The organism is Pelagibius marinus (assembly GCF_014925385.1).
In the GTDB taxonomy this organism is placed as follows: domain Bacteria; phylum Pseudomonadota; class Alphaproteobacteria; order Kiloniellales; family Kiloniellaceae; genus Pelagibius; species Pelagibius marinus.
Genome location: NZ_JACSDK010000016.1, coordinates 282,241 through 293,941, shown reverse-complemented (window position 1 = coordinate 293,941; position 11,701 = coordinate 282,241). Strand labels below are relative to the sequence as shown.

General features: G+C 59.6%; 10 protein-coding genes, 1 tRNA gene and 2 pseudogenes. 5 read left to right on the top strand and 8 right to left on the bottom strand.

The window, feature by feature from the left end; translation table 11 throughout:
• Nucleotides 1–873: 873 nt before the first annotated feature.
• Entirely contained in the window at nucleotides 874–1,671 is a 798-nt protein-coding gene (locus H7X47_RS20940) for a methyltransferase (RefSeq protein ID WP_193370684.1), read from the bottom strand.
• Nucleotides 1,672–2,357: 686 nt separating this feature from the next.
• Here H7X47_RS20940 and H7X47_RS20935 point away from each other — a divergent pair.
• Nucleotides 2,358–3,011 (top strand): hypothetical protein, encoded by a 654-nt coding sequence (locus H7X47_RS20935; RefSeq protein ID WP_193370683.1) that lies wholly within the window; start codon nucleotides 2,358–2,360, stop codon nucleotides 3,009–3,011.
• Nucleotides 3,012–3,362: 351 nt separating this feature from the next.
• On the opposite strand, the pseudogene H7X47_RS20930 reads toward H7X47_RS20935, so the two are convergent.
• Together H7X47_RS20930 and H7X47_RS20925 are read right to left on the bottom strand one after the other, a co-directional pair.
• Nucleotides 3,363–3,539 (bottom strand): annotated as a pseudogene (locus tag H7X47_RS20930) (integrase core domain-containing protein); the annotation flags it as partial.
• Between the two features lie 290 nt (nucleotides 3,540–3,829).
• On the bottom strand, nucleotides 3,830–4,156 hold the full coding sequence (locus H7X47_RS20925) for a hypothetical protein (protein ID WP_193370682.1): 327 nt from the start codon (nucleotides 4,154–4,156) through the stop codon (nucleotides 3,830–3,832).
• Nucleotides 4,157–4,210: 54 nt separating this feature from the next.
• On the opposite strand from H7X47_RS20925, the gene H7X47_RS20920 reads away from it, so the two are divergent.
• Nucleotides 4,211–5,086, top strand: a complete 876-nt coding sequence (locus H7X47_RS20920) for a hypothetical protein (RefSeq protein WP_193370681.1) — start codon at nucleotides 4,211–4,213, stop codon at nucleotides 5,084–5,086.
• Nucleotides 5,087–5,102: 16 nt separating this feature from the next.
• Here the strand turns inward: H7X47_RS20920 and H7X47_RS20915 are convergent, their stop codons facing one another.
• The 4 genes and pseudogenes from H7X47_RS20915 to H7X47_RS20900 all read right to left on the bottom strand — a co-directional run bounded on the left by H7X47_RS20915 (nucleotide 5,103) and on the right by H7X47_RS20900 (nucleotide 7,506).
• A complete protein-coding gene (locus tag H7X47_RS20915; RefSeq protein WP_193370680.1) occupies nucleotides 5,103–5,441 on the bottom strand; it encodes a class I SAM-dependent methyltransferase in 339 nt (112 codons plus the stop codon).
• Between the two features lie 664 nt (nucleotides 5,442–6,105).
• Nucleotides 6,106–6,378, bottom strand: a pseudogene (locus H7X47_RS26570) (relaxase domain-containing protein); the annotation flags it as partial.
• 61 nt (nucleotides 6,379–6,439) lie between these two features.
• On the bottom strand, nucleotides 6,440–7,042 hold the full coding sequence (locus H7X47_RS20905; RefSeq protein WP_193370679.1) for a mobile mystery protein B: 603 nt from the start codon (nucleotides 7,040–7,042) through the stop codon (nucleotides 6,440–6,442).
• A complete protein-coding gene (locus tag H7X47_RS20900; RefSeq protein ID WP_193370678.1) occupies nucleotides 7,039–7,506 on the bottom strand; it encodes a mobile mystery protein A in 468 nt (155 codons plus the stop codon). Before H7X47_RS20900 ends, H7X47_RS20905 begins: the two co-directional genes overlap by 4 nt.
• A 770-nt stretch (nucleotides 7,507–8,276) precedes the next feature.
• Here H7X47_RS20900 and H7X47_RS20895 point away from each other — a divergent pair.
• Nucleotides 8,277–9,362 (top strand): tyrosine-type recombinase/integrase, encoded by a 1,086-nt coding sequence (locus H7X47_RS20895; protein ID WP_227010661.1) that lies wholly within the window; start codon nucleotides 8,277–8,279, stop codon nucleotides 9,360–9,362.
• A 65-nt stretch (nucleotides 9,363–9,427) separates the two neighbouring features.
• Here the strand turns inward: H7X47_RS20895 and H7X47_RS20890 are convergent.
• Nucleotides 9,428–9,517, bottom strand: a tRNA-Ser gene (locus tag H7X47_RS20890).
• Between the two features lie 196 nt (nucleotides 9,518–9,713).
• On the opposite strand from H7X47_RS20890, the gene H7X47_RS20885 reads away from it, so the two are divergent.
• Nucleotides 9,714–10,901: a substrate-binding protein gene (locus H7X47_RS20885; RefSeq protein WP_193370677.1), complete on the top strand. Its 1,188-nt coding sequence runs from the start codon at nucleotides 9,714–9,716 to the stop codon at nucleotides 10,899–10,901.
• A 51-nt stretch (nucleotides 10,902–10,952) separates the two neighbouring features.
• Complete coding sequence (locus tag H7X47_RS20880) at nucleotides 10,953–11,696, top strand: isochorismatase family protein (protein ID WP_193370676.1); 744 nt, start codon at nucleotides 10,953–10,955, stop codon at nucleotides 11,694–11,696.
• Nucleotides 11,697–11,701: the final 5 nt, after the last annotated feature.

The window sequence follows — 11,701 nt, the reverse complement described above, 5'->3', positions numbered from 1 at the left end:
GCACCAAGCCCAGTACATCGAGTGTCGCACGTGTTCGCGGTCAATATCGGCACCGATGACGGACACGCCGAACTGTCACTCGCCTACCGCGGTGAAGGCTGCCGTCTGGCTTCTCTTGCACTGAAGCGACCTTTGTCAGCTAATCAGTCAAGGTACTTCCATTACATGCTCATCCTTCTGAGGAGTCCAGGCGACAAGAGGTACTACTCCGAAATCGCCGGCATAATTTATTGATTCGTCTTCAGAGGATTCGGCCTGCAGTGCCTTGACCGCCAGCCGTATCCAATTCCGTGTCGTCTAGCCCTCCAAGTCGCCCTTCTCCAGCATGACGCCTGCTCTCCATTATGGCGTCTGCTCTGCCGGAACCGATCGGCACATATGTGTGGTGCGCTTCGGTCGACAGGTCGCAGTGCGGGTCGCACCATGAGGTCTTGGCCTTTCTCATTAGACAGGATCGTGGCGCTATGCGCAGGCTTCCGAATGGCCTTAGCTGGCGACCAAGGCTGTACTCCGTGGCAGGAGTTCGTGGTGGACGATACAATGCTGCTTTAAGTGGACATGACGACGGTGACCGCACTGAATTTGGCAGGGAGATCGAAATGCCCGGCGAAGGTCGGTGGCCTGTTGTTGGAGAAGGGGCCGGCATTTCGGGTCATAGCAGTCCGGTTGTGGCACGATGCCGAAGTGGATGCGCCCGACACGCTGGTCCGTTTTGCCTCAATTATCAGATTTAGACGACTGCAATCGTAGTCAAACGGGCGCTGCAAGCGAGTGTTAGCATCGAGGGTTGCGAGCCCCAGCAATCAACAGCAATGAGGCCGTAGCGGGATTCGGGTAAGGCCCCATTGCTGTCGCCGCCGTGCCGGGCGAGCCTCAAAGGAGGCTCTTTTGCTCGGCGCCCGGGGCGGGGAAGGTCGTCGGCGGAGTAGCCGGCACGGGCGCGCGATCGGGGAACTCGCAGCAGACGACTTCGCAACGGGGAGAAACGCCGCGCCAGCTGTCCTGGTGAACAGTCGTGTCGATGCCACAGCCGGCTTCCAGGTGAAGGCCTGTCTGGCGGGCAAAGCGGCGGTATTCCTCGCTCTCCCGGCGCTCGTAGTAGGGGGCACCGGAGAACACGAAACCCGCCGATTTCTGGGGCACGATGAAGGCGCCGAAGGTCGCTAGGTCGGAGGCCAGGTCGATGACCTTGAACTCGAAGTCAGGGCCACGGTAACGGGGCGCCGCCGGTGCCTTGAGGCCGCGGCCAAAGGGCGGGTTGGCGATGGCCACATCGAAGCCTCCGAGGTCGCGGCAGACCTCGAAGATATCGCCGCATATCCACCTCGCCTCGGGGAGCACCTTCTTGCCGACCTCGACATAGGACGGATTGATGTCGATGCAGGTGATCTCCGGCCGCCGGTCGTGGGCCTGGCGGTGGTAGTGCATGAAGCTCAAGACGCCGATCCCGGCGCAGAGGTCGATGACCTTCGAGCCGCAGATCTCAAGCTTGAAGTCGCAGGCGAGATCCACAGGGGTAAAGAAGGCCCCGGCGGCGGTGTTCAGATGACTGGCGCCCTCATGCCAGTTCCCCAGAACGAACCATTTCTCATCGAATGTCAGTTCGTCCTTCTCCAGCAGGGCGCAGGCCTGCTCGTGATTGCGGGTCTGGCGCTTGGTCAGTTTCGCCATGTCGCTGTCCTCCGTTGTCGTTCAATCCCCGAAGGGGGTTGATGCCGCGCATCAACCCCTGCCTCGTGGCGAACAGCGGAGGGGATGGGGGCAAGGGGAATCTGCCGGGGTGGTGCGGCCCGCAGCCGCAGGCGAGGACACGGCCCCGGCTGATTGTCCTTGCGAGGGAAGGGGGGTCGGAGTCCCCCATCCCCCTCAGCACCGCAAGACCGGCGCGGCCGCCGCTAGCGACCGCGCGCCATCTAGTGATCCAGAAAAGGAAGCCTGCCAGGAGCCGCGCCCTCATGCGGCGGGAAGCGGCGTACGGCGGAGCGGGGTTTCCGGCGGCCCCGCAGGAGCGTAGCGGGACCGAGGGCGCCCCTGCGCAGCCGGCATCACCAGGCCGCAGGCCCTCCGCGCGAGGCATCATGACGGATAAGCGGCATTTTTCCTTTCAGACTCCTTCGCGGCATTCCCAGCATTTGTGCGCATCTTCCCGCACGGCGGTATTCTGAAATGTCGCAGAAAACGGCCGACTACATGGACCTTCAAAGCATGGGGTCGCAGGTCCAGATCCTGCTGGGCGCACCATCAAAACCAGATACTTTGCTGAGATGTCGAGGAAAGAGGCGAGGGCGGACGGGAGATTTGGTAAGGTTTCAGGCAACATAGATGTGATCTAACAATCAGTAGTGGAGACCCGCACGTTGTCTGACACTGATAGGCCCGCTGTTGAGCTCCTCCAACTTCCTGACGAACTGTTCTTGGCGTTGGGCGAGGTAGCTGCCCGCTACGGTCAGTGTGAGCATCTCTTCGCAGTGACGATTAAGCGCGCTACGGATGGAATGAGCTATGAGGAAGCAATTAGTAGAGTCAAAACGCTAGTGCTGCAGGGGGGGCGCGATGCCGTCACAAAGGCTGTAAGGCGCGCGGTCAAGTCATGGGCGATTGCCAAGCATGAAGAGGGAGAAACCCGAGAAATCGTGCGCACATATGACAGCCTTCTGGGAGCTTGGAAGAAACACTACGATCGCCGCGATGACGTGATTCACGGCGTCTGGGCTGTCGATGAAAGATCCGGGAAAGCGTTTTGCACGCGCGATGGGGAGTGTCTTGCGCCTGAGGGTAGACCATTCGACGTTGAAGACTTAAAGGCGCTCGCCGACGGCTTCACACAACTGGTGTACAAACTTGATCGCCTTGTGGACCCGACATTTGTGCCTGGAGCAAACCAGGATCATTGTTTCCATTTGGACAGATTCGATTCGGAGTGGCGACCTTCTCAAGGCATGGTCGCTTATTCAACGGCTGGAGCAACTGTCTCCTTGTCACGCATCTCAGCCTCCGACGATGAGAAGTAGGCTCTTCAACTAAGCTTCGGCGCTGCCCTTACCCTGGACCCATCCCATCGACCAAGAAGCCGTCGAACCCCTTGGAACCCTGACCAACCCTACGGGGATTGGATGCCGCCATCTCGTTGAAGTTGGACTACGACCAAGGCTCTCGCCGCCTTGAAATCGCGACACCGGAACGCCGCTGGACCCGGCTATGATTTGGCATTGTATACTTGCCGCAACCAAGGTGGATTCCTGAATCGGCGCTACATTGAAGGTGAAGCAATGCGCGTGAAGCTCACGACTGGTGTAGTGATCGAACTGGGCCGTTAGGAGCCCGGCGGCCTGTTCCCGGTGCTTTCCACCCTGCTTATCTTGGGACGTGAGCGTGATCGGGGTATTGTTGCCGATCGCGCCATGCGGCCTCTCTTCGTTGTAGTATCGACGCCAATCCTCCAGTTTTTCGCGGGCATCCGCAAGGCTCAAAAACCAGTGGGTGTTCAGACATTCGGCCCGGAACCGACCATTGAACGCTTCGATGAATGCATTGTCGGTCGACTGAATCGAGCCGGAAGGCGGCGGTGATGCATGAGGAATAGGAGGAGCCGACCCGCCCTACGGCGGTGGGCAATGCCAGACAGGAATAAACCGAGGGCCGCGTTGGCGCGGCCCCCAGCATGATCAGGATCTTTCAGCTTGTACCCGGCACTTACGGCTGCAATAGACGCTGAAGAAATGGCCATTGAAGATGCGGGCACACCATACACACTGGCACTTCATTGTGTTGGCTCCTTCGCGAGATTCAAGATCAAAAGGAGAAGCGCTTAAGCGCTTCTCCTTGCACTTCAAAGCTTGGGACCGGTCCCGAGCGGCATGACCCACTCAACCCCAAGCTCCTGAGCATGCTCTAGGCGTTCCTGCGCTTGCTGAGGGGTAATCCCCTCACCGCGATGGCCTTGACCATCTGACGCTTCGTAACCGTCTTTGAAGAGTCCGAAGAACGTGGTTTCCTTCATCGTGGTAGACATCTCGTTTCTCAGCTCCTTGGTTGATTGTCCCCTTCTTGTGAGGACAGCATTTGTATAGCCGCTGACCACCTTGAAGCGCGACGCCTGGCCATCGCCGCAGATACGCCGTGAGCGCGAAATCACCCCAAAATCACCATGTTCCACAAACAGCGGATCAATCTAAGCTAAGGAGCAGAAATAAACGCCGAGGCCATAACCATGTCGTTGCTTGCTGAAATGATCGAAGATTTTATTAGGAGCAAGGGCGCCACAAAAAAGTGGTTCGCCGAAGAGATTGGAACGACACAGAATACTGTTACTCGATGGCTGAAGGATGAGTCCTGGCCGAATTTGTATATCAATCAAATTAAGGAGATATTGGACCTTTCTGATGCTCAAATGCTTGAAATTGCAAATAATTGGCGCGAATCTTCAAGTCAAAAGAAATCCTATAGACTTGCCGGAACAGACTATATATCGCGCCGATATAACGGTGCCTATGAGTCATTTGTAAAAGATCTATTTTTAGTTGAAAAGGACGCAATAAAGGGCGTTGATGAAGATTTCATGGGAGAGGAGGTTCGGTGGGCACCTTTTTTTAGGGCTGTGCCTGATTTCTGGCGTGTAATATTGAGGCGAGATAAAATTGTGGGCGGTTGGCAATTCGTACCCCTGCAGGCTAAATATATTGAAGAAATTAAGTCCGGCAATCTGGTAGACTCTGAGCTACACATAAAGATGATCAATCCAACAAACACACCCGGTCATTATAGTATATACTTTCCTGCGGTAGTTATTAATCCTAATGAAAATAATGTTGCGACGAGAAGGCTTATTCGGGACTCTATTTTTCAAACCATTAGAGAAAATGCGAATGATGGTATATATTTTTCTGAGGTTGTTGCCATTGCTTCGAGCGAAGAAGGCAAGCTGCTCTGCAATATTTCCGTAGGAATGGAATGCCTCCGTGTCCATCCGCGTGAGCGCAACTCTGAGATATATCTGCTCAGAGGAGTTGATGTACCTAGCTCTGCTCTCGGGAAGGATCTGACAATACGACAGGCTTACTTGAATGAATTTCGGAAGCTACCCTAGCCGCGGCGATATCCGTCTAACTCGCCGGCTTTAGCTTCACCACGTTCGAGGCTAGCGTCTGGCCTGTAGTGATCTCGGGCCGCCGTTCGTGCGCCTGGCGCTGGTAATGCATGAAGCTCAAGACGCCGATGCCGGCGCAGAGGTCGACGACCTTCGAGCCGCAGATCTCAAGCTTGAAGTCGCAGGCGAGATCCACAGGGGTAAAGAAGGCCCCGGCGGCGGTGTTCAGATGACTGGCGCCCTCATGCCAGTTCCCCAGAACGAACCATTTCTCATCGAATGTCAGTTCGTCCTTCTCCAGCAGGGCGCAGGCCTGCTCGTGATTGCGGGTCTGGCGCTTGGTCAGTTTCGCCATGTCGCTGTCCTCCGTTGTCGTTCAATCCCCGAAGGGGGTTGATGCCGCGCATCAACCCCTGCCTCGTGGCGAACAGCGGAGGGGATGGGGGCAAGGGGAATCTGCCGGGGTGGCGCGGCCCGCAGCCGCAGGCGAGGACACGGGCCCGGCTGATTGCCCTTGCGAGGGAAGGGGGGGCGGAATCCCTCTTCCCCCTCAGCCCTGAAAGACCGGCGCGGCCGCCATCGGCGACCGCGCTCCATCAATAGAGCTTAGCCAACCAGAAAAGGGAGCCTGCCAGGAGCCGCGCCCTCACGCGGCGGGAAGCGGCGATCGGCGGAGCGGGGTTCCCGGTGACCCCGCAGGAGCGAAGCGAGGCACGAGCGCAGCGGGACCGAGGGCGCCCCCGCGCAGCCGGCATCACCAGGCCTCAGGCCCTCCGCGCGAGGGATCATGACGGATGAGTGGCATTTTTTCTTTCAGACTCCGTCGTGGCACGCCCAGCATCTCTGCGCATCTTCCGCCACGGCAGCATTCTGAAATGTCGCAGAAAACTGCCGTTTACATGGGCCTTCTAAGCACGGGGCCGCGGGTTCGAATCCTACCGGGTGCACCAACTTTCAGACCTTAGGGTTCTTGGTTCGCGCCGGGAGCTGGGGTGCCAAGAATGCACCAAGTCGAGCATCTAGCGCCCCCGCCATGCCTCGACGCCGAAGATTCGCCGTGGCTGTCCGGGGGAGTGCCCGTGAAGCTGCGGCGCCAGCTCACGGCTGGTATAATTATCGAACTGGGCCGTTAGGTGCCCGGCGGCCTGATTCCGGTACCTTCCACCCTGCCCATGCCGGGACCAGGCCGCCTCCTTTTCCAGATAGCGCGTCGCTTCTATGACAGCCATGCGCTGCGCGGCCTCGCTGGCGTTGATGCGCAATATCGAAGATGAGCTGGCGATCCGTGTGCCAGATTTTGGAACCTGATGCGGCTGAAATTTGGGTCAGCCGCAATTTTGTCCATGTTAGGCGTTAGCTAGTGGGTTCCACCGTTCCTACGAACGAAAGCAAGGGTGCGAAATCTTCGCCGTCGGCTGCCCGCAATGCGGCGATATAGGCCTGCCGCCGTTCATTATCCGCTTGAAGATCAAAACCGTTGGCCCATTCGACTGGCGGATGTTCATAAACTTCTTCAAGCATGATATCGGCGGCAATGCGGGCATGGCGGCCATTGCCATTTGGAAATGGGTGTATTTGTACCATCCTATGGTGGAAACGCGCGGCTGCTTCGAGCGGCGAAAAGATACCGTTCTCAGCCCAATAGCGTGCATTTCCGAGCAGTACCCGCATCTGTTCAGGAATCTGGAGAGGGTCAATGCCGATGTTCTTCTCAGTTTGCCGGTACTCGCCGGCCCACGTCCAAACATCGCCGAATAGTTCCTTGTGCAGCCTGCGAATGAAGGCATCATCGAACACGTCGCGCCTGCGCCGCCTCGAGGCCCAGGCGAGTCCCTGTTCGATATTTGCCTGCTCTAACTCGTCGAGTTCGCCGCGCGTTGTGATGTGATCGTATTTGAGACCTTGCCGCTCATCGGGATCTAGGGGGGTTGCGCCGGCAGGTTCTTGGAAGGTCATTTGACTTCCCAGAAGTCGGGCGGCATATCGCGAACCAGCTTCTCGGCGAGATCTTCAATCCGTCCTCTTGTCTGTTCGCTTGGTAGAGACTGACTTTCAAGCGCCATGTGGGAGCTAGCTCGCCGTACGCGGGCCTCCGCCTTGCGCTGTGCCTGGGTGCGGATTACGTCCTCGACGCTGCCTTTTTTAGGTATGACCGCGTAGACGAACTCAGCGCCCATGGCCTCGGCGATCTTCCGCATCTGAGCGATTGTGATCGCACCCTCGCGTTCGTTTCGCTCCGCCTGGTACACCGCATTTCGGCTGACGCCCATGCGGGCAGCAACGTTGGCACCTGACATCCCAAGCGCCCGGCGCAGCAAGGCAAGCCATCCGTCCTGGGGCCGGTGGCAATTGCGAAGCTGCGCGGCAGCGCGGTCTACGATCCGCACATACTGTTTTCTCGCTGTGTCCTTAACGTTCATTGCCTATCATCTCATGGGCAAGAGGGCCTTGATTGCATATCAGATCATGTTCAAATGAACGATTGCTGTCAATCAGATAATATGCAACAAGCATATAATTGCATATTATCTGATGTGCTTTTAAGGCCAATTGGCCAAAGAACCTAAGAGTACACGGGCTTTCTAAGTATTTGATTCTTTGTGTATGACTCCGGTGGTTCAACGTTCCGAATTAGTCAGCCAGCGGTGTTGCTGACACAATATATGGCATTTGAATTCGGTTATGGGCACCAAATATGGTATTCTGTAAACTTCTCATTAAGGGGTAGAACCTACCCTGCTGAAAGGCGATCCGGAACTGATCACAGACTTTCTTGGATGGAACCGATCCCTCTGCAATTGAAGTGAATTCAGTCAGCCAGCGTGCCTGACTACGGACATAGAAAGCCCAGACGGTAGTTCTCCGCCAAGATTTTTGTCCTGGAGGTAGTAGTGCAGGATGCATGGAGAACAGGATGTTCTACAGAGGCGGCAACATTTCGCATTGAACGAGCCGTCCACTGATCTGAGTGCGGCTGTCGCTGTAGTTCAGCGCTGCCAATCCCATTCTGGATGGCGCCCGATATGAACCGCCGCGCTACCTTTCGCGAAGCTGACGTAAGCCGTGCCCTGAAAGGGGCGCGGAAGGCTGGCCTAGTTGTGGCTCGCATTGAAATTGATTGCGATGGCAAGATCGTGGTTATTGCCGGCGCGCCAGCGACAATCGAAGGGTACGGGGAGAGCCAAAACGAATGGGACAGCGTTCTGGAATAAGGCGCCGGCGCCTGCCGAAGTATTGCAGCGAATTCAGAGACCGCCACGGCAAGGTGCGCGTTCGCTTCCGCCGCAAGGGTCAAGCGACGTATTATTTCAAGGCAACGGCCTGGTCGGCAGCCTTTATGGAGGAATACCAAGCCTGCCTCGACCGTCGGGCCGCGCCTGCCGTCGAGCCTGGCGCACGCCGTACCAAGGCCGGCACGATCTCAGCCCTCATTGCCATGTACTATGGATCGCCGCAGTTCCTGGGGTTAAGGCCGAGCACCCAAGTGACCTACAAGGGTATCCTGGAGAGGTTCCGAGCACATCACGGCGACAAGCGAGTGGCGACGTTGGAGCGGCATCATATCGCGGCCGTCATCGGTAAGATGAGCGCGACACCAGCTGCGGCGAACAACCTGCTCGACCGTATAAAGATCTTGATGGCGTTTGCCGTCGACATGGGTTTGCGAACGGATGATCCAACCCACAAATTGAAAGGCTTCAAGATCACCGGCGACGGCTTCCACACTTGGAGCGAAGAAGAGATCGCGCGATTCGAGAGGCGCCATCCAATCGGCAGCAAAGCGCGTCTGGCGCTTGCGCTGTTGCTATACCTGGGTCAGCGAAGGTCGGACGTCGTGACGCTGGGCTGGCAGCATGTGAGCGGCCGGACCATCGCCGTCTGCCAACAGAAGACGGGAGTGCGGCTGTCCATCGAAATGCATGCGCAGCTGCGCGCAGTCCTGGCGAAGGCGCCGCGAGATCACCTGACATTTCTGGTGACCGAGTATGGCAAGCCCTTCACGGCCGCAGGCTTCGGCAATTGGTTCCGTGCACGGTGCGACGAGGCAGGGCTTCGCGGGTGCACCGCGCATGGTCTGCGAAAGGCGGCGGCGCGCCGCCTGGCAGAAGCCGGATGCTCCAATCAGGAGATCAAGGCGGTGACGGGGCATCGCACCGACAAAGAAGTCGCGCGCTACACTGCAGCTGCGGACCAAGCGCGCTTAGCAGAGGCAGCTATTACCCGCACCGCCTCGCACCACGCGGTCAGAGAACGAAAGTCGAAGAAAAATGGCTAACCTTGCTGAAGGGTTAGCCAAAAGCAGGCGTAAATCTTTGATAACAAATGGCGTCGCTGCAGGGGTGGCGGAGGGGGTGGGATTCGAACCCACGATGGGCTTCCACCCATGCCAGTTTTCAAGACTGGTGCCTTAAACCACTCGGCCACCCCTCCCAGGGGCCCGGAAGAGCCCGAAGAGCCCGGAAGACGGCGGAGAGTTAGCAAAGCCGCCGCCTGCTGCAAACCCCCAATTGCAGGTATGTGGTCCCCGTGAACCGCCAGGGTGTTGCGGCGCAACACGAACCGCGCCAAACTCTCCGCCACAACAACACGCTACAAGGCAACTCGAGGCAATGCAGGGGGTACGGTCATGAATAAGGTTTCTCGGCGTCGACTTCTGGCTTCCGGCGCGGCGGCGGCCGCTGCCGCGGCAGGGGCGGGGGCGCTGCCCGGCCTGGCCACGCGGGTTCTGGCGGCCGATCCCATCCGGGTCGGCGCGGTGCTGCCCTTCTCGGGCGGGCTTGAGCTCTTCGGCAACCAGGCCAAGCTGGGCCTCGACCTGGCGATGAAGGAGATCAACGACGCCGGCGGCATCCTGGGCCGGCCGCTGGAGATCCTCTACGAGGACAACAAGACCGATCCCAAGACCTCGGTGGAGAAGGCGCGCACCCTGATCGGGCGCGACGGCGCCGTGGCGCTGACCGGGCCGATCCTCTCGTCCTCGCGCGATGCCATGGCGGCGACGGTGAACCGCTCCAAGGTGCCGCTGCTCTATGCCACCAACTACGAGGGCGGCGCCTGCAGCCGCTACATCTTCTCCTTCAACACCGTGCCGAACCAGGAGCTGGCCAAGCTGCTGCCCTACATGCACGAGACCTTCGGCGGCAGCACCTACATGTTCGGGGCCGACTACGTCTGGCCGCAGCAGATGTTCGAGGCGGCCAAGGGCATCATCGGCCAGCAGGTCGGCGGCGAGGTTGCCGGGGTCGAGTTCACGCCCTGGGGCGTGAAGGAGTTCGCGCCGGTCATCCGCCGCATCGCCGACAGCGGCGCCAAGGTGCTGCTCTTCGCGCTGCCCGGCGGCGACGGCATCACCTTCATCAAGCAGGCCGAGGCCTTCGGCCTCTTCGACAAGGTGACGGTGGCCTTCCTCGGCTTCGCGGAGACCTATCTCGGCGCCTTCGGGCCGGGCGGCGGCCAGAACATGTGGGTGACGGTGCCCTTCGTCGCTTCCGGCGCGCAGCCGGGGGTGACGGACTTCGTGGCCCGCATCCGGGCCCAGGCCGGCGAAGAGGTGCCGATCTCCCACTACGTCATGACCCACTACAACGCCATAAACGCGCTGCGCGACGCCCTGCAGCGCAAGGGCGAGGTGGGGCCCGAGGCCGTGGTCGACGGCCTGGAGGGCCTGACCGTGTCGACGCCGACCGGTCCGGTCAGCATCGGCAGCGCCGACCATCACGTCACCCTGCCGATGTTCCTCGCCAAGACCGAGGGCAGCGGGCTGGTGACCGTCGAGGACCTCGGCCGCATCGCGCCCGAGGCCGGTTGCAGCTAGGCGGGTGACAGCTAGACTGCCGACTGGATTTGCCGTCCAAAGGAGGCTGACATGCCGGACAGCGCCGATATTCCTCTCCTGACACGCCAGGTGGCTGCCGCTCTGCCGGTGGCCCCGGTGAGCCTGAAGCTGGACGACGAAGCTGTCGGGCTGGTGATCGTCGACGAGGTCAACGGCTTTGCCACCGTGGGCGCCGGGAACCTGGCGCCGCCGGTGGAGAACCCGCAGGTGACCGCCATGGTCTCGGAGACCGACCGCCTGGCCCGCGCCTTTTCGGAGCGTGGCTGGCCGGTTCTGGCCTTCCTCGACACCCACGTGCCGGGCAAGCCGGAGCCGCCCTATCCGCCGCACTGCGAGGCCGGCACCGGCGAGGAGGAGTTGGTGCCGGAGTTGAAGTGGTTGGAGCAGGACGGCAAGGCCACCCTGGTGCGCAAGGACTGCATCAACGGCTTCGTCGGCGCGATCCGGGAGGACGGCAGCAACGCCGTGGTCGACTGGGTCAACGTCAACAAGCTCGCGCGTCTCCTGGTGGTCGGCATCTGCACCGATATCTGCGTGATGGACTTTGTCCTCACGCTCTTGTCGGCGCGCAACCACGACCTCATGCCCAGCCTGAAGGACATCTCCGTCCACGCCGGGGCCTGCGCCACCTACGACCTGCCGAAGGATGTAGCGGCCGGCCTCGGCCTGCCGGAGACGGCGGCGCATCCGCAGGACCTCACCCACCATATGGGACTCTACTTCATGGCCTCGCGCGGCGCGGAAATCGTCGGCGACGTCGTCCTGGCCGGCTGATTTAC

What these genes read in the sequence shown, in the direction of transcription:
- H7X47_RS20940 (WP_193370684.1), bottom strand. Translation starts at nt 1,671, where the DNA reads ATGGCGAAACTGACCAAGCGCCAGACCCGCAATCACGAGCAGGCCTGC.
- H7X47_RS20920 (WP_193370681.1), top strand. Translation starts at nt 4,211, where the DNA reads ATGTCGTTGCTTGCTGAAATGATCGAAGATTTTATTAGGAGCAAGGGC.
- H7X47_RS20915 (WP_193370680.1), bottom strand. Translation starts at nt 5,441, where the DNA reads ATGGCGAAACTGACCAAGCGCCAGACCCGCAATCACGAGCAGGCCTGC.
- H7X47_RS20905 (WP_193370679.1), bottom strand. Translation starts at nt 7,042, where the DNA reads ATGACCTTCCAAGAACCTGCCGGCGCAACCCCCCTAGATCCCGATGAG.
- H7X47_RS20900 (WP_193370678.1), bottom strand. Translation starts at nt 7,506, where the DNA reads ATGAACGTTAAGGACACAGCGAGAAAACAGTATGTGCGGATCGTAGAC.
- H7X47_RS20895 (WP_227010661.1), top strand. Translation starts at nt 8,277, where the DNA reads ATGGGACAGCGTTCTGGAATAAGGCGCCGGCGCCTGCCGAAGTATTGC.
- H7X47_RS20885 (WP_193370677.1), top strand. Translation starts at nt 9,714, where the DNA reads ATGAATAAGGTTTCTCGGCGTCGACTTCTGGCTTCCGGCGCGGCGGCG.
- H7X47_RS20880 (WP_193370676.1), top strand. Translation starts at nt 10,953, where the DNA reads ATGCCGGACAGCGCCGATATTCCTCTCCTGACACGCCAGGTGGCTGCC.